Annotated in this window: 20 protein-coding genes and 1 pseudogene; 8 read left to right on the top strand and 13 right to left on the bottom strand. The window is 49.8% G+C overall.

What is annotated here, in order from left to right:
• Positions 1 to 117, bottom strand: a 117-nt coding sequence (locus PHE17_RS21695; RefSeq protein WP_363320076.1) for a pentapeptide repeat-containing protein, incomplete at its 3' end; no start/stop codon positions are given.
• Between PHE17_RS21695 and PHE17_RS21690 the strand changes: the two are divergent.
• Positions 61 to 276, top strand: a pseudogene (locus PHE17_RS21690) (hypothetical protein); the annotation flags it as partial. The gene PHE17_RS21695 and the pseudogene PHE17_RS21690 overlap by 57 nt on opposite strands.
• A 28-nt stretch (positions 277 to 304) precedes the next feature.
• Here the strand turns inward: PHE17_RS21690 and PHE17_RS05380 are convergent.
• From PHE17_RS05380 to PHE17_RS05340, 9 genes are all read right to left on the bottom strand, one after another.
• A complete protein-coding gene (locus tag PHE17_RS05380; RefSeq protein ID WP_301014792.1) occupies positions 305 to 565 on the bottom strand; it encodes a hypothetical protein in 261 nt (86 codons plus the stop codon).
• Between the two features lie 31 nt (positions 566 to 596).
• Positions 597 to 1,418, bottom strand: a complete 822-nt coding sequence (locus PHE17_RS05375) for a hypothetical protein (RefSeq protein ID WP_301014791.1) — start codon at positions 1,416 to 1,418, stop codon at positions 597 to 599.
• A 13-nt stretch (positions 1,419 to 1,431) separates the two neighbouring features.
• On the bottom strand, positions 1,432 to 1,710 hold the full coding sequence (locus PHE17_RS05370; RefSeq protein WP_301014790.1) for a hypothetical protein: 279 nt from the start codon (positions 1,708 to 1,710) through the stop codon (positions 1,432 to 1,434).
• Complete coding sequence (locus tag PHE17_RS05365; RefSeq protein WP_301014789.1) at positions 1,698 to 2,477, bottom strand: phosphoadenosine phosphosulfate reductase family protein; 780 nt, start codon at positions 2,475 to 2,477, stop codon at positions 1,698 to 1,700. Before PHE17_RS05365 ends, PHE17_RS05370 begins: the two co-directional genes overlap by 13 nt.
• 69 nt (positions 2,478 to 2,546) lie before the next feature.
• Positions 2,547 to 3,551: a hypothetical protein gene (locus PHE17_RS05360; RefSeq protein WP_301014788.1), complete on the bottom strand. Its 1,005-nt coding sequence runs from the start codon at positions 3,549 to 3,551 to the stop codon at positions 2,547 to 2,549.
• A 165-nt stretch (positions 3,552 to 3,716) separates the two neighbouring features.
• Positions 3,717 to 4,001: a hypothetical protein gene (locus tag PHE17_RS05355; protein ID WP_301014787.1), complete on the bottom strand. Its 285-nt coding sequence runs from the start codon at positions 3,999 to 4,001 to the stop codon at positions 3,717 to 3,719.
• 95 nt (positions 4,002 to 4,096) lie between these two features.
• Positions 4,097 to 4,267 carry a hypothetical protein gene (locus PHE17_RS05350; RefSeq protein ID WP_301014786.1) on the bottom strand — a complete coding sequence of 57 codons (171 nt, stop codon included), beginning with the start codon at positions 4,265 to 4,267 and terminating at the stop codon, positions 4,097 to 4,099.
• A gap of 109 nt (positions 4,268 to 4,376) precedes the next feature.
• Positions 4,377 to 4,604 (bottom strand): hypothetical protein, encoded by a 228-nt coding sequence (locus tag PHE17_RS05345; protein ID WP_301014785.1) that lies wholly within the window; start codon positions 4,602 to 4,604, stop codon positions 4,377 to 4,379.
• Between the two features lie 111 nt (positions 4,605 to 4,715).
• A complete protein-coding gene (locus PHE17_RS05340; RefSeq protein ID WP_301014784.1) occupies positions 4,716 to 4,958 on the bottom strand; it encodes a hypothetical protein in 243 nt (80 codons plus the stop codon).
• Positions 4,959 to 5,089: 131 nt separating this feature from the next.
• Here PHE17_RS05340 and PHE17_RS05335 point away from each other — a divergent pair, with 131 nt between their 5' ends.
• A complete protein-coding gene (locus tag PHE17_RS05335; protein ID WP_301014783.1) occupies positions 5,090 to 5,752 on the top strand; it encodes a S24 family peptidase in 663 nt (220 codons plus the stop codon).
• Positions 5,753 to 5,810: 58 nt separating this feature from the next.
• Here PHE17_RS05335 and PHE17_RS05330 read toward each other — a convergent pair whose 3' ends face one another.
• Both PHE17_RS05330 and PHE17_RS05325 read right to left on the bottom strand, forming a co-directional pair.
• On the bottom strand, positions 5,811 to 6,887 hold the full coding sequence (locus PHE17_RS05330) for a type I restriction endonuclease (protein WP_301014782.1): 1,077 nt from the start codon (positions 6,885 to 6,887) through the stop codon (positions 5,811 to 5,813).
• A 13-nt stretch (positions 6,888 to 6,900) separates the two neighbouring features.
• A complete protein-coding gene (locus PHE17_RS05325) occupies positions 6,901 to 7,224 on the bottom strand; it encodes a TM2 domain-containing protein (RefSeq protein ID WP_301014781.1) in 324 nt (107 codons plus the stop codon).
• Between the two features lie 509 nt (positions 7,225 to 7,733).
• Here PHE17_RS05325 and PHE17_RS05320 point away from each other — a divergent pair.
• Genes PHE17_RS05320 through PHE17_RS05310 form a run of 3 tightly spaced genes read left to right on the top strand, consistent with a single transcriptional unit; the run spans position 7,734 to position 9,222 of the window.
• Positions 7,734 to 8,051 (top strand): hypothetical protein, encoded by a 318-nt coding sequence (locus tag PHE17_RS05320; RefSeq protein ID WP_301014780.1) that lies wholly within the window; start codon positions 7,734 to 7,736, stop codon positions 8,049 to 8,051.
• The gene (locus tag PHE17_RS05315) at positions 8,048 to 8,896 is read left to right on the top strand and encodes a hypothetical protein (protein ID WP_301014779.1); all 849 of its coding nucleotides are present in this window, start codon (positions 8,048 to 8,050) and stop codon (positions 8,894 to 8,896) included. The genes PHE17_RS05320 and PHE17_RS05315 overlap by 4 nt, the downstream gene beginning before the upstream one ends.
• 11 nt (positions 8,897 to 8,907) lie before the next feature.
• A complete protein-coding gene (locus PHE17_RS05310) occupies positions 8,908 to 9,222 on the top strand; it encodes a hypothetical protein (RefSeq protein WP_301014778.1) in 315 nt (104 codons plus the stop codon).
• Positions 9,223 to 9,270: 48 nt separating this feature from the next.
• On the opposite strand, the gene PHE17_RS05305 is transcribed toward PHE17_RS05310, so the two are convergent.
• The gene (locus PHE17_RS05305; RefSeq protein ID WP_301014777.1) at positions 9,271 to 9,792 is read right to left on the bottom strand and encodes a thermonuclease family protein; all 522 of its coding nucleotides are present in this window, start codon (positions 9,790 to 9,792) and stop codon (positions 9,271 to 9,273) included.
• On the opposite strand from PHE17_RS05305, the gene PHE17_RS05300 reads away from it, so the two are divergent.
• From PHE17_RS05300 to PHE17_RS05290, 3 genes are all read left to right on the top strand, one after another.
• Positions 9,764 to 11,302 (top strand): hypothetical protein, encoded by a 1,539-nt coding sequence (locus PHE17_RS05300; protein WP_301014776.1) that lies wholly within the window; start codon positions 9,764 to 9,766, stop codon positions 11,300 to 11,302. The genes PHE17_RS05305 and PHE17_RS05300 overlap by 29 nt on opposite strands.
• Positions 11,303 to 11,332: 30 nt before the next feature.
• Positions 11,333 to 11,587, top strand: coding sequence for a hypothetical protein (locus PHE17_RS05295; protein ID WP_301014775.1), 255 nt, complete (start codon positions 11,333 to 11,335; stop codon positions 11,585 to 11,587).
• Positions 11,588 to 11,950: 363 nt separating this feature from the next.
• On the top strand, positions 11,951 to 13,645 hold the full coding sequence (locus PHE17_RS05290) for a DNA translocase FtsK (protein WP_301014774.1): 1,695 nt from the start codon (positions 11,951 to 11,953) through the stop codon (positions 13,643 to 13,645).
• The last annotated feature ends 50 nt before the right edge of the window (positions 13,646 to 13,695 follow it).

Here is a 13,695-nt window from a genome sequence, read left to right as displayed (position 1 = left end):
TGCCCCGCTCAGGTCTGCCCCGCTCAGGTCTGCCCCGCTCAGGTCTGCCCCGCTCAGGTCTGCCCCGCTCAGGTCTGCCCCGCTCAGGTCTGCCCCGCTCAGGTCTGCCCGGCTCAGGTCTGCCCCTTCATTGGCAGCAATAACTACTGCATCTTTTACGCTAGTCGCCTCAGTGCTGAAAATTACTGCAAGAGTAAAACGGTGTTTAATTTCAATTTTCATCTTCGATACCTCTTTGCCTTGTTCTGTTCTGATGCGGTCATTGTGACAAATTAACTAAACTTTGTAAATCTTTTTTTTACACTCAAGATGAGCGGCAATCATCGCAAATATCAAAAATATCAACACCATCACAAGTGCGGATAACCCGCATTTCAAACCCGCTTGATTTCAAGCAGGCTTCAAACGTGCTTAGACGGCAGTCGCCCTGCAACAACATCCGGCGAACGGTGTTAAGGTGCAGCCCAACTTGATCTGCTACAAGCTGCTGCTGCTGCATGGTCGCCTTTTTGTCTTTAGGCGCTGAAAGCTGGAACCATTTCCAGATTAATTCCCTGATTTGCATAAGTTTATTATCCAAAGTGTAAAGTTTAGTTCTACTCGGCAGGTGCAACTTCGGCTTGTTCGGCCTTTACCCACGCGCACCCATCAGCAGGATTGCCGCCAATAAACCGCATTCTCCCGCACGGTGACAAATCACCCGGCTTGATGTTGTGCGCCGCTGGTTGTGGCGAGTACCGTCGACTTCCGAACACTTCGCGCATGATTCGCTCTACCTGCTCCGTGATCTGCTCAGGCGTGCTTTCCTTGGGCTTATCAGGCGCTGGCAATGCAGCGGCGGCAGATGCAGCAGATAACAGCTTCATGCCGCCAGCCGTTGCCTTGAACGACGAGCTAGGAAGCAGCTTAAGCGCGTAATCACGAGGCAGCCTGCCTGATTCAACTGAAATTTTTAACACTTGCTCACGGTGCTGGCGATCTTCACCAAGCGACACAGACCACTTGGGATGCCTGCACTCTGCCCGTGACCTGCGCACCTCTTCACGGTACTTTTCCAAGAAAGCCATGCGTGCGCCGATGCGGTCGCCATTCTGCAAAACTGGCGCTGCTACTGCCCACGCCGCCTGCATCTCACCAGACCAAATCACAGTTTCGTATTCAGTACGCGGGATTGCACTCCATGCCTCTTCTGGCGTCATGCGACCATCGTCAAGGCGCTCAAGGATATTTGCCGGTGTGAGCTGCCTACACTCAAGCCTTACGCGCTTTAATGCCGCTTCGATCATCTCTGCATTGTATCCTCCAAGGTCGTCAGCAATAACCATGATTGCCCCGGTGGTGATCTGCTGCCCCATCACTTCGGCGGTGATGGTAAGAGCAGATGCAATGCGCTTTTTGTTTTCTTTGGTGGATGGCATTTGAAAATAACTCCTAAAAAATTTCAGGGTTTGACATAGCGTCTCTTTCTTCCTCTAGTGCCAGCCATGCACCTTCAATTCCTTTTGCGTATATCAACTCTTCAATCATCCATTCATTTGAATGGCAATAACCGTATTCTTGAGACATTTTAGCCATTTGCTGAATCTCAATTTCCGTTAGCCTGCAACTATCCATCTTCGATACCTCTTTGCCTTGTTCTGCTCTGATTAATCCATTGTGCGTTTTTAACAAACGTTTGTAAATCTTTTTTTTACAAACTAGATAGAGCAAAACGCACAACCTGCCCCGCTGTTATCTAGTCCGCACTCAATTTTTGCGCCTATTTTCGTGTTGAACAACGGCTTGTTTCCGCTTGCTACTGTGATAGCTTCTAGTTTCTTTGCTATCTCGTAGTGCTTGCGCCCAGTGCTGTCGAAGTTGAAAGCACGTCCTTTTTCCTTGTCCCCTCCAGCAAGACAAGGGAAACAACCAACACGAGAAAAGCCATTGTCGTACAGCGGGTTATGTTCCCCATCTAGGTAAGTGAAAACGTCTCCCGAACTCCATTCAACAATTGGTGTGCAGTAGCGTATTCCAAGTTTATCACCCATGTACTTAGGGTATTTACTCGGCATGAACTCGTGCGGCATTATCAAAGATGCATCGTATCCTCCGTAACGTTTCGTGCGTTCTGGTGATTCATCAGCCCTAACTCCGATGTAGTTTATTATTTTTCCTCCTGTTTTAATGGCTTTGGCAATTAGCCAGTCCTTAGCTGGCTTAATCTTAAGGTATTCTGTACAGTGACGCGCACCACCTCCGGGAAAGCGACCCCACTTAGTCACTTCAGATTCAACCGATCCAGCATTAAGAGTAACTAGCTCTAGGTTATAAAGTTCTGCCACCCTCTCCACATGCGCGTAAGTCCACTGGTGCTCATACTGCGTATCGCAGAAAATGCCGACTATGTGCGCATCAGGGTTGCGCTCACGAACAAGCTTTGCACACGCTTGTGAATCTTTTCCACCTGAAATCTGTACAACATGCATTGTTTTCATTTTCTATTACTATATTTTGTTTCAATGAGTTAATTCTGACTAATTAACAAATGTTTGTAAATCTTTTTTTTACATTGCAGACGAACGGACAGAATCACCAGCGTCGATCTGGCGTAGCGCCTCTTGCAGTGCCGAGTAGTTGCCCATTGTGCGGTCTGCCTGCATTGCGCTGGATGCCGTGACCATCCGCCCTGTCATCATTTCGGCATAGAGCTTTTCGCAGTCTGCCAGCATCACCCCGACACCGTGCATTTTCTCCACGTACCAGCGGTTGTTGTGGGCTGGGAACCATCCTGCAACTGAAATTGCGTTCTGTTCACCAAGTCGCTCAACAAGGTTTGCAAGCATTCCAAAAGTTCTAGCATTGCCTATAGGCTCAATGCCGTGTCTGGCTGCGTAGGATGCGCTGTACGCACTCCAAACAAGTGACGCGCTACCCTTGCTTGCCTTTTTGGTTTTAGCGCCTTCTGCGTGATTCTGTGCGTTTTTTGGCTTGCGTGAATCTTCACATGGGAACAACTCACCAACTAGAGCAGGCGCAGGCTGCGTAGCAGGCTGTTTTGTTGGCTGCTGTTCGGCGTGCTGTTGCTTGCCGTTTTGGTCGTCGTTTGTGGTTGGTGCGATATTGGTATTATCAATTATTGTAGGATTATGAATAGTAGTAGGATATGTCGGATTTTTTTCCGAGTGCTTTTCGGATTTTTTTCCGAGTTTGCTCGGATTTTTTTCCGACATAGTGTCTCCGTGTAACTCGGATTTTTTTCCGACATAGTGGAGCTTGGTCTTTTCGGTGGGGCGCGTCAGGTCTTGCTTGCCATTCTTCGAGTAATCAATCAGGCCAAGCTCTGATAGTCTGCGCATGTGTCTGTACACCGTGTCCGGCTTAAGGTCGAGTAGCGTGAGTTCTTCGCAGATTCGCTGCCTTGCCGTCCAGTAGTACACCTCACCACATACGATGCACGGGCTTGCCCATCCACTGGCATTCACAAGAACGTCAAGGATATGGGCTTGCGTGATGTTTTCGACGCCAAGTGATATTGCCGCCGATTGGTTCACGTATAGGTTGTAACGCATTGCTTAAATTCTCGTTTAGTTATTGATCTGGAACCACAAGCGGCGTTATTATTTACAGCTTCTATATGTGGTTTGTTTTTTGTACTGGCTTTCGCAGTAAGCACTACATATCGTTTAGTGGTTAAGATAATTCACCCGGCACAATTCCAGTTGCGCCGGGTTTTTTTATGCCGCATTGCCACAAACAAATGAAGCACCACGAACAAATGCAGCCTGCATCACCCTTGATGGTTGCATCCTCAACTTTGCAGCAATTGCATAGCAGCTTTTGCCAGCGTCAATCATGCGCACCATCTCCAATTTCTTGCCAGTAATGCCGCCGCCTAGCTTTTTGCCTTCGTCGATTAACTGCTCAAGGCTTACGCTGCGTTCAGTGGCCTCCCATACCCTTGCCGATACGTTTGCATCCCAGCCGATACGCGCCCAGCGGTATACGGTTTCAGGTTGCACGCCGAGAATAGCCGCCGCCTTTGTTTTGTAACCATGGCGGCTGTTACCTGCGATCTGTGCCAGTGCCTTTTCAAGTTATGTGCTAAGTTCCATGACTATTTAACCCCTATTAATTTCTTGATCTGCTGGATTTGCTGGAATGCTTCGGCTGGACGCAGGCCAACAGAAAGCGCTATCCGGTAAGCGCTGGTTCCTTCGTTGTGCTGTAGCCAGATTTGTTGCTGCTTTTGAGAAAGCATTTTCATCAGATGTCTGTCGTAACTCATGGCTTCTGCTCCTTTTTTTTCTTTCGCTCTAATTCTTTAAGTTCACGTTCAAGCTGATGCTTTTTTCTAGTAAGTTCGTCAAGTTTTGACGGTTTTTTAGGTGTGCTGCTCATGCTACACGCTCCATCGCTTCGCCTTCTTCGATCAGACGCACTAAGTCGGCTTTGCGCCCGGTTGCATTCCACACCTTGACGGCGCAGGCCGCACCAAAGCCACGGCTGAACCAAGAGGTGACAGTGCACGGGCTTACTGCCATGTTTCTGGCAGCGCGTGTGCGGTATCCGCGAACCTTTTCAGTTCCAGCCACCATCATCAGGGCTTTTTCGAGTTCGTTCATAGTTGGTTTACCTCAGTTTTTTCGCTTGTAGAGCCACCATGATAGGCGTTATTTTACTTTATGTAAAGTTAAAGTATACAAAAAAGGCAGCAAAAAGCCGCCTCTTGTCGGTTACTTGTCCTGTAGCGCCCTCCTTCGCCGGGTGTCGAACAACTCCATCAGCAAACCAGCAACGTCAAACCCTGCCCCGGCTCCGTGCACTAGCGCCCATAGGTAGTGGTCGTGAATCGCCCCTGTCGCCTCCCATCGGTTAAGCGTGTGCTGCCTGCAACCAAGCCATTCCGCAGCGTCTGCCATGTACCCGCGCCCATCGTGACCAGCGATTTTCTTGAAAGCTTCGCGTAACTTGCTCATTATTTAATCCTCTTATAGTAGGTGTAAGTGTTTGTTATACGTAGATTATATCTCATGACAGATGATAAAAGTACCCACGGAAAGGTTAATATTGGTTTACACTAATAACCACGAAATGAGAGGGAAAACACATGGCAGACGACGCAAAAGCAGCGTTCAAAACGCGGCTCCAAGGACGGCTTAGCGAGATGGGGCTTAACTTTTCCGACCTTGCGCGGGAACTTGGGCAGGACAGGCAGGATATTTACGGCTGGACAAGGCGCGGGAGGGTTCCGCAAGAATACCTGTTTCAGACCGCCGCATTCCTTCGGTGTGACCCGCAGTGGTTGCAGGTCGGGGAAATATCAAATCCTAAAACGGTGAACATTTCAGCAAATCAAGTTGTCATACCTATCTTTAAACAGGGAGACTACAGGGATATGCAGGAAGGCGACCGTTTGAAATATGAAAGCCTGATCGGGCGTGACGAATGGCTTTCTGAGTTGTTCGGGGTTAACACGTCACAAGGTAACTACGAAATCTACCGGATGGAATCCACTGAGATGACGCCGACCATTCGCCGGGGTGATCTGGTTGTAATTGACCGCAACGCTAAAAGCCCAGTAAATGGCTTGTACGGCATTGCTGGAAAAACTGGTGGCCTTAGCATAGCAAGGGTTCAATTCGAGCCTGACGGTGAACACACGGCGATTACTTACGACAATGACAAGTTCAGCGCAATACGGATGAAAACCGCAAAGCTGGAACTTGCAGGGCGCGTGGTTTATGTTTGGCAGGGCTTGAGGGATTTGTGAGGGTGTTTCTGGTGGCCTGTTTCTATTACAGGCCACCGTGGCAATAGCTCTATGCTATTCAAGTAGTTGATTCTGTGTATCCTGATACTGTGGAAACAATCCTTTCAGTTAGTCCGTAAATGTCGTTAAGGCTCTTGATCTGAACCCGCTCTTCCTGTTTGCCATCGAACACGCCAATGTATTTTTGCGGCCTGTTGAAGTGAAGCCTGCATATTGGCTTCCGGTTATTGTCGTCAAGCAGAATTCCGCAATAGCTTTGGGTGTCGCGCATCACGACGCGGGAAATATCTACCGTCTGGCGTAATATCGCCTTGACGATTATGTACCCCTCAAGCTCTTCGCTTGTCGTGGTGACTTCCTGCTTTGCTTGTTCATAAGCCTGTAACGTTGGCTGCTGTTCCTGCTCTGGTGTTTGTATTCCGGGGCTGTTAAGGGCAATCTTAAGGCGCTCGTTTATCTTGTCGTCCAAGAATTGTTTGCACGAAGCCTTGATTATCGGCCTGAATTGCTCAAGAACTTGCGCGGTTATCCTGCCTTCGTAAATTCTTGAAATAATGAACCGTGAAAGCTCTTCGCCGGGTTCGGTCATTTCTTCAGAAATCAGCTTCTTTGCAGCCCTCAGATACTTTAGGAAGTTTGCTGTTTCAAGGATGCTCCCTACTGAAAACGACTGCTTTGAGAACTTCTTTAGCTCACCAGCATCATCTTCACGGAAATCTGTCACGTCAAACTCAAAGAATGGCCTTGAATCCATCTTGTTTGGTTGCTCAAGGTCTGAGTAAAAACGGTAAGACGCACCGTTGGTTAGCATCCCAAAGCGGGATTCTGTTGTTGTGAAGTACCGGAACAACTGGGAGGCGTGCTCTTTGCCAAGGTCTGCACCAAGCGGCTTGCACTCAACAAGCATTACCACCGCGCCATCCTTCTTTATGGCGTAATCAACCTTCTCTCCCTTCTTTATGCCAACGTCAGCGGTGAATTCTGGGACAACCTCAAGAGGGTTGAAAACATCGTAACCAAGGGCGCTAAGGAATGGCATTACAAGCGCGTTCTTCGTCGCCTCTTCGGTTCTTATATGTTCGCGCTGCCCTTCTATGCGACTTGCAAGCTCACGAATGCGGTCTATTAAATCCATCTCGTTGTTCCTTTTAGCTGTGCATTATCTTTGCCGTCTGGGCAATACTTAGTGCAATATCCTCGTTAAACCTTGCGGTAAGCCCATCAAGCCTGAATATGTCGATAAGCCACCAGATACCAAAGCCACCAAGAGTAACCCAGAACACAACCTGCAAACCCCATCTTCCGAAGTATGCGTAGTGCAGGCTTATCAACCACAAAAGCAAGGCAGGCCAGACGCTCTTTCGCTTTTTCTTGAATTGCGTGACGATGAACATTCTTGCGTCATCATCCATTTTCCTTGCCATCAGGCTGTATCCGGGTATTAGCCTGCCAAGATCATCTTCTACAGCCATCGCAATTCCTCGTGCTATTTGATTATTTTATGAACTATCAGAAATTATCACTAAACAAAAAGCAAAACAAGACGACCAAAACGCTAGATTCTTGTAAACTTTTACTTTACAATCAGTATCTTACGCACAAAAAACTGACAAACGGTATTGACCGCCTTAAATCATCCGAGTAAAGTTCACTCCATCGACACGGCGCAATAAAACGCCAAGTTGATGCGGGTTTAGAAGCCTGCCGAAGACGACCAAAGGTGGACACTACCACCGCAACTTATGCGGTTTTTTTGTGTCTGACAACTGCACATACAGCATAGTTTTCTATGGTTGGGTGTGCGGGCGTGAAGCGAAGCGATGTAAGGCGTGGTTTTGAATTGATACCTCTTTGCCATGCGTTTGCTGAGCTTGCCGGGTTTCCTTTGGTCTCCGGTCTTCTAACTCGCTCGTACATCCCGACCACCCTTATTTAGAAGTAAGGGTGTCGGGCTTAAAACTCGACCAAGGACACCAAAACTATGACAACTCAAGTCTCCATGCTCTTAAATCCTGAGCAGCTCAACGCAGCACAAGCTGTATCCCATAATATCCGTGAAGTTTCCGCATTCTTGCGCGGCAACATGATGGCAAATGATAATGCGGCCTCCATGGCTTCAATTTCTGAAGAGCCAAACACCAAATACATTGACCGCCTTGAGGCTGAATCCGCCGAACTGAAAGCACAAGTTGCCCTGCTGCAAAGTTCCCTGCTGTTCCTTGAGCGCCTGATGTTTGCAACTTTCAAGCCTGAAACTGCCGATACCTTCACCGTTGAAGTTGAAGGGGGTGCAGCATGAGCGCCATCGTCATCAACAACACTAGCCTTGAACCCATTGAATACCGTGGTGAGCGCGTGCTTACCTTCAAGATGGTTGACGCGGTTCATGCCGAAAAGCAGGCGAACGGATTAGATACAGATAGTACCTATTCAAAAGCCGGTGTAAGCAAGTCAAAAACAAGCTTCACCCGCAACCGCGCCCACTTCGTCCTTGATGAAGACTACTTCCATGCGCCAATGAAGGACGCACGGGCGCTGACCGGGGTACACGCACCGAACGGCCTTACCGTACTGACTGAATCCGGCTACCTGATGCTGGTGAAAACCTTCACTGATGATCTGGCATGGAAGATTCAGAAACAGCTTGTCCGTTCCTACTTCCGTGCACGCGGTGAAGTTGTCCCGACGCAACAGGAAATTGCCCTTCACCAGCCGGAAGTCATTCAGCCGCAAAGCGCTGACATTGCCCAGATGACCAATGCCATCATGGCGATGACCACCGGCATTACGTCGGCAATGGGTCAGATGGCGGCAAGCATTTCCCAGCTTGCGCAATCCATGCACCAGAAGCCTGAAGCGTCCTTGCCACGGGTGGAAGCGCCATACGCCATTGGTGAGCATGATGTGATTGTGATGGATGCCCGGAACATGAACCCGGCAATGCAGGAACTCCACAAGGTAATCCTGTCGTGCGGCGGTGCAAGTCGGCTTGCTGCCCTGATTGGCCTAAAGCGTCAGGACATTTACGGCTGGCAGCGTCGCGGGCGGGTTCCTGCGCATTACATCACCGATGTTAAGCGCCAGTTCCCATGGGTCAGTGTTGAAGCGCTGCTGTCATTCAAATCACCAAAATCAGAAGCGTAAGGAGAGCCATTATGAAATCTAACCAAGCAACAAAGGCATTTGCCAAAAACATCAATGCAATCCACGCGGCGAATGGCCTGCACTGGGACACCCCAGAAGGAAAGGCGCTGGCTTTGGCAATCCGTGAGCATAAGGGGTGTGTTGAGGCGTACCAGCGTGAACGCGGCTTTACCGGAAGAAGTTCTGCATGGAAAGGCTGGAATGGTGACGTGATGGCGGTGCTTAAGGCCGTGCCGTTCGACTTCGCCGTGGTTCCGTCATTCCACCGTCAGGTTGTGCTGGACGTTATCAGCACGCGGGTTTTCGGTCGCCGCAAGTCTGCCTAAGCCATAACGAAGAAGCCCGGAACTAACCGGGCTTTTTCTTTCCAGCATTCAACCCTGCCGTTTTTCCTTCCTGAACTCTTCCGGCATGACCGGGGCAACATCCAGCCACAAACCAACCCTACGCCGCGCTGCCTCTTGGTAAGCTGCCTTGAACTTTTCCGCCTGCCCGCGCTCCATCCACTTGCTGTACTTTTCGTAATAGTGGGCATTGCCAGTGGACACCATCCAGTAGTTGATGTTTAGCGCGTTGTCGTCCAGCGTGACCATGCCCACTGTACGACCGTACCTGTCGGTTTCCACGAACTCAAGCCGCCCGTGTTTTCCGGTTGCCATCTTCGCCAGTGCCGCCGCCGCCTCCTTGCCGAATGTCTGCGCTTTTTCTGGAGCGTCGATAGATGCAAGCCTGATGGTGTACGGCTTGCCATCGTCCCCGGTTGCCCGCACGGTGTCACCGTCAACAATGCGTGCGATGGTTATCCCGATCTGCCCGGCGCTGCCTTCCAGTGCGCCAGCAATTGCAATTGCGCCAATGGAAAGCGCAATGAGAAAAATGCTGAAAATGATCTTCATGGGTCTACCTCTTGTCGGATGTGTAAAACAAAGATTTACGCCTAATGCGCTTTTTGGTACATTCGGGCAAACTTTAACACAAAGAGGTATCAACATGGACTTTGCAACTTATGGAGCGATTGCAGCCGCGCTTGTTGTGCTGCTGCTGATCGGGTGGAGCACGCGCAACCGTAACCCGGTTTTCTACGCTGCTTTCCTGATTTCAGGTACTGCAAATGCGTGGTTCTGGTGGGAGGCCGGTAGCGCCTTGGGTGTCTGGTTTGCTGCCTCTGCATCTGCTACTGGGGTAATCATGGACGTTCTGAAGGTGCAGCACCAGAACAACCCCGGCCTAATAAGATTGGTACTTGTTTGGGGATTTCGCGCCGTGTCGATCTATGCCGGGTACAGCGCCGCGCACATGGCAATGGAGCAAAGCGCGGTCGCATCCATCGGCAACAGTCGTGATGTTGCCAGCATCAAAGCCGAGTTAAAGCGGGTTGATGGTGAGCTTTTTGAACAACCAAAGGCAGGCACGGAAGAGGCAATTAGCGCGGAAACTGAAAAGAAACTATCAGCACTTTATGCCATAAAAGTATACGACAAAAACGGCAGATCAGCCGGAACACTGCGAACGGTTAGCTGTGACAGCGGGTACTATGCGAAGCGTTACGCAGATGACTGCGCATCTATTTATTCGATCGAAAAAAACGGGGAAGCAGCGGGGAAGGTAGCGCGGAAGACCGGGGAACTAAGAAAAGAGAAAAAAGTTTTAGAATCACGGCTTAGTGCTGCCAGTGGTGGCAAGGTGTCGCTTCCAGTCATTAAGGACATTGCTGAATTGTGGTATGGAGCAGACTGGAAAGGCGCTACATTTGAGCAAAAACAAGAGCTTAGTAATGATGCATCACAAGTGTTTGCCGTTATCATGGCGCTGGTGTTTGAATCAACGCTACTCCTTGCAGGAATGGAAACACACCCAAAAAACCGCGTTTTCGCCGGGGAACCAAACCGGGGAACCATCGGGGAACCCTCCCCGGAAAAACGGGGAACCTCCGGGGAACCATCGGGGAACCAAGTAAGCGAAATGCAGCAAGATGCGATTGGCACGGTAATTGAATTCACTAAAAAACACATAATAGAGACTAAAGAAAAGATAAATACAGCCAACCTAGAGACAATAAAAAAGGACGCCGCTAGCGAGATGTGGGAAATGACTGCGCAAAAAATAGCAGACCTAACGGAGATAACCGACAGCAAGATGGTGGAAGCGATAGCAGCAATTTGCCGTGTTTACGAGCCAGAAGGCCGCGCTAGTCAGTCCGGCATCCAGTCGGCACTTAAGCGTTCTGGCGTCAGCTTTGGCATGGAGCGCATCAAGAAAGCGCTGGTTGCATTGGAGCGTAGCAACCTGTTTGTGGATGCAGTGGAGGACAAAAACGGGGTGTCCTACAAGTGGCGATCTTCTGCCGCCGTAGCAAATGACCTTGGAATTTGCAGCACACGTAATGTGGCTAGCCTGTTCGGGTGATATTATTTGGATTCTAACTTAGGAGGTTGTATGAAAATATCAGATGCACAGATAGATGCAATATTTGGAGATTCTCCATTCATCGCACAGAGGACATCAGACAAAAGGCGTCATGAGGTTGTTTTTCGACAAAACGATGATTGGTATGATGTAATAACAAACGACGAACCTGAGCACTGTGGTTTTTTTGAATCATATGCTGACGCAGAAAAAGTTAGGCGTCGACTGCATACTCGATGGGTTCTGTCTACATACATTCCACAAAATGATGGTGAAAAACCATGAGTGATGATGACGTTATAAGCGCAATGCCAGTATATGTATGATTGCACTTGCGTGTGGAGGTAATCCTATTGATGTATTAGCCGACCTTGTGCTATGCATTGGAGTTGATGCCAACGCCGAAAATCATATTAAATCTGTAGCGCATAACTGGATGTTCTCTCATGGGCGTGAATGGCAGTGGAATATATCCAAGCCAGACAACCATGCCACTTAGCTATCCATCATGATGCCAAGCACATAAATTATAGCCAAGCATGTCTTGGCTTTTTTGTGCCTGCCAATATTGCCGAGTATAAAAATAAGATTTACACAGATCGCGCCAAACAGCTAAAATAACCACAACAAAGTAAAGAGGTATCAGCGATGGAAAATGTAACGTATCAGCCACTACCACAGGAACGCGGGGTCAAGCCAGTAATGCGCAATATCGGTTCTGTTGGCCTGTCAGCATTCTGCAACCCGCGTGTTGTTTCCACTGCTGCACTGATTACCGTGTCAGCCGCGCTTGTGCCGATGATTCACGACGCGCCAATGATGCAACCAGTGGATTTTGCCGTTGGCTTTGCTGGGTATGCGCCAGTGTTCGGGGCGGTTGCGGCAACCGCGCTTAAGACCATCACGCCGCGCTCAGCTTTCCACCTTGCCGGGTCGTTTGCGTCAGCACTGGCAATGTTCGGGGTGGTCGGCCTTGGTGGTAAAGCCGGGTGGTACGCTGCTGCTGCTGCCCAGTACGCCTTTGGTGATGCCGCCTTGCCTCTTGCTGGCATTGCAACGGTAGCATTCCTACAAGCTGCTGGGGCGTTCAACCTGTCACGCATCGCATACGAAATCGGGGATACGTTTGATGAAATCCGTGAAAACTCACGGGCAAAGCAGGTTATCAACACCATGCCGGTTATCACCGCTCCACTGCTTGCAGCGCCGGATGGTGAAGACTTCGCGCAAGAACCAGCACTGCTACCAGCAATCAAGGCCAAGGGCGTGGGAGCTGATATTATCCGCATCCTTGGGGAGTACGGCATTAATGACGCAGCGATACTTGGCAAGGCGTCAGGCCACGTTCTTGACGTGTATACCGTGTCTGTTCCCGGTGGCGTGAAGTCAAAGGAGCTTGAGCAACTTGCTGGCGATCTGGCAAACCGCTTGGGCGTGCCGTCCGTATCTGTTCAAAGCCGTGGTGCAGGTCGGGGCAATGTGTTCGTGCAAGTGCCACGGTCAAAACGCGAAACTGTGGATTACGACAAAACCCGCAAGATGGCTGATGCAGAGTTTGCAAAGTGTGCGCTGCCAATGCTGCTGGGGGTTGATGTTTCCGGTAAGCCCGTGGTGCGCGATCTTGCCAGTGCCCCGCACATGCTGATTGCCGGGCAGACTGGTAGCGGCAAGTCAGTTGGTCTGAATGCAATCCTGCTGTCACTTGTTGAAAGCGACAAGGCGCACGTCCGGCTTGTGCTAATCGACCCGAAAAAAGTGGAACTAACTGCCTTTGAATCTGTTCCGCACCTGTTGCGCCCGATCATAACTGAAGCGGAAGAGGCCAGCGCCGCGCTACTAGAACTTGCAGCACACATGGATAGGCGTTACCAGATGTTCCTTGAGGCATCCCGCGTCGTTGGTCATCCTGTTAGAAACATCGGCGAATACAATGCAGTGGCGGAAAAGCTGAACAAGCCAGCGTTGCCCTACATCGTCTGCGTTATCGACGAATACGCGGATTTGGTGATGGTGAACCCTGAAGTAAGCAAGCCAGTCGTGCGCCTAGGTCAGAAAGCCCGTGCCGCTGGTATGCACGTCATCATTGGCACTCAGAAACCACTTGCTACCGTCATAGATTCGCTTATTAAGGCCAATTTCCCCACGCGCATTGCTTTCTCAGTGCGGACTAACATGGATAGCCGGGTAATACTTGACGAAGCCGGGGCGGAAAAACTCCTTGGCATGGGTGACAGCCTGCTGCTGGATTCAAGCACGCCAGAACCATTGCGCGTGCATGGCGTGTTTGCCAGCTCAAAGCGGGTTTCAGAGTTGGCGAATAAATGCCGCTCGTCTGCTGTGTAAAAAATAGATTTACACATTATGGTGTATTTGAGACAATTGGAACACCAAAA

Origin of the sequence: Thiothrix sp. (assembly GCF_028714775.1) — a bacterium.
Classification (GTDB): Bacteria; Pseudomonadota; Gammaproteobacteria; order Thiotrichales; family Thiotrichaceae; genus Thiothrix.
Note: the sequence above shows the minus strand (reverse complement) of the source record. Positions and strands in the feature narration are given on the sequence as shown.

Excerpts from the sequence above, each read along its gene's own strand:
- PHE17_RS05330 (WP_301014782.1), bottom strand. The coding sequence starts at position 6,887 with ATGGATTTAATAGACCGCATTCGTGAGCTTGCAAGTCGCATAGAAGGG.
- PHE17_RS05345 (WP_301014785.1), bottom strand. The coding sequence starts at position 4,604 with ATGAACGAACTCGAAAAAGCCCTGATGATGGTGGCTGGAACTGAAAAG.
- PHE17_RS05380 (WP_301014792.1), bottom strand. The coding sequence starts at position 565 with ATGCAAATCAGGGAATTAATCTGGAAATGGTTCCAGCTTTCAGCGCCT.
- PHE17_RS05325 (WP_301014781.1), bottom strand. The coding sequence starts at position 7,224 with ATGGCTGTAGAAGATGATCTTGGCAGGCTAATACCCGGATACAGCCTG.
- PHE17_RS05315 (WP_301014779.1), top strand. The coding sequence starts at position 8,048 with ATGAGCGCCATCGTCATCAACAACACTAGCCTTGAACCCATTGAATAC.
- PHE17_RS05375 (WP_301014791.1), bottom strand. The coding sequence starts at position 1,418 with ATGCCATCCACCAAAGAAAACAAAAAGCGCATTGCATCTGCTCTTACC.
- PHE17_RS05335 (WP_301014783.1), top strand. The coding sequence starts at position 5,090 with ATGGCAGACGACGCAAAAGCAGCGTTCAAAACGCGGCTCCAAGGACGG.
- PHE17_RS05295 (WP_301014775.1), top strand. The coding sequence starts at position 11,333 with ATGAAAATATCAGATGCACAGATAGATGCAATATTTGGAGATTCTCCA.
- PHE17_RS05320 (WP_301014780.1), top strand. The coding sequence starts at position 7,734 with ATGACAACTCAAGTCTCCATGCTCTTAAATCCTGAGCAGCTCAACGCA.
- PHE17_RS05290 (WP_301014774.1), top strand. The coding sequence starts at position 11,951 with ATGGAAAATGTAACGTATCAGCCACTACCACAGGAACGCGGGGTCAAG.
- PHE17_RS05305 (WP_301014777.1), bottom strand. The coding sequence starts at position 9,792 with ATGAAGATCATTTTCAGCATTTTTCTCATTGCGCTTTCCATTGGCGCA.
- PHE17_RS05300 (WP_301014776.1), top strand. The coding sequence starts at position 9,764 with ATGAGAAAAATGCTGAAAATGATCTTCATGGGTCTACCTCTTGTCGGA.
- PHE17_RS05340 (WP_301014784.1), bottom strand. The coding sequence starts at position 4,958 with ATGAGCAAGTTACGCGAAGCTTTCAAGAAAATCGCTGGTCACGATGGG.
- PHE17_RS05360 (WP_301014788.1), bottom strand. The coding sequence starts at position 3,551 with ATGCGTTACAACCTATACGTGAACCAATCGGCGGCAATATCACTTGGC.
- PHE17_RS05365 (WP_301014789.1), bottom strand. The coding sequence starts at position 2,477 with ATGAAAACAATGCATGTTGTACAGATTTCAGGTGGAAAAGATTCACAA.
- PHE17_RS05350 (WP_301014786.1), bottom strand. The coding sequence starts at position 4,267 with ATGAGTTACGACAGACATCTGATGAAAATGCTTTCTCAAAAGCAGCAA.
- PHE17_RS05310 (WP_301014778.1), top strand. The coding sequence starts at position 8,908 with ATGAAATCTAACCAAGCAACAAAGGCATTTGCCAAAAACATCAATGCA.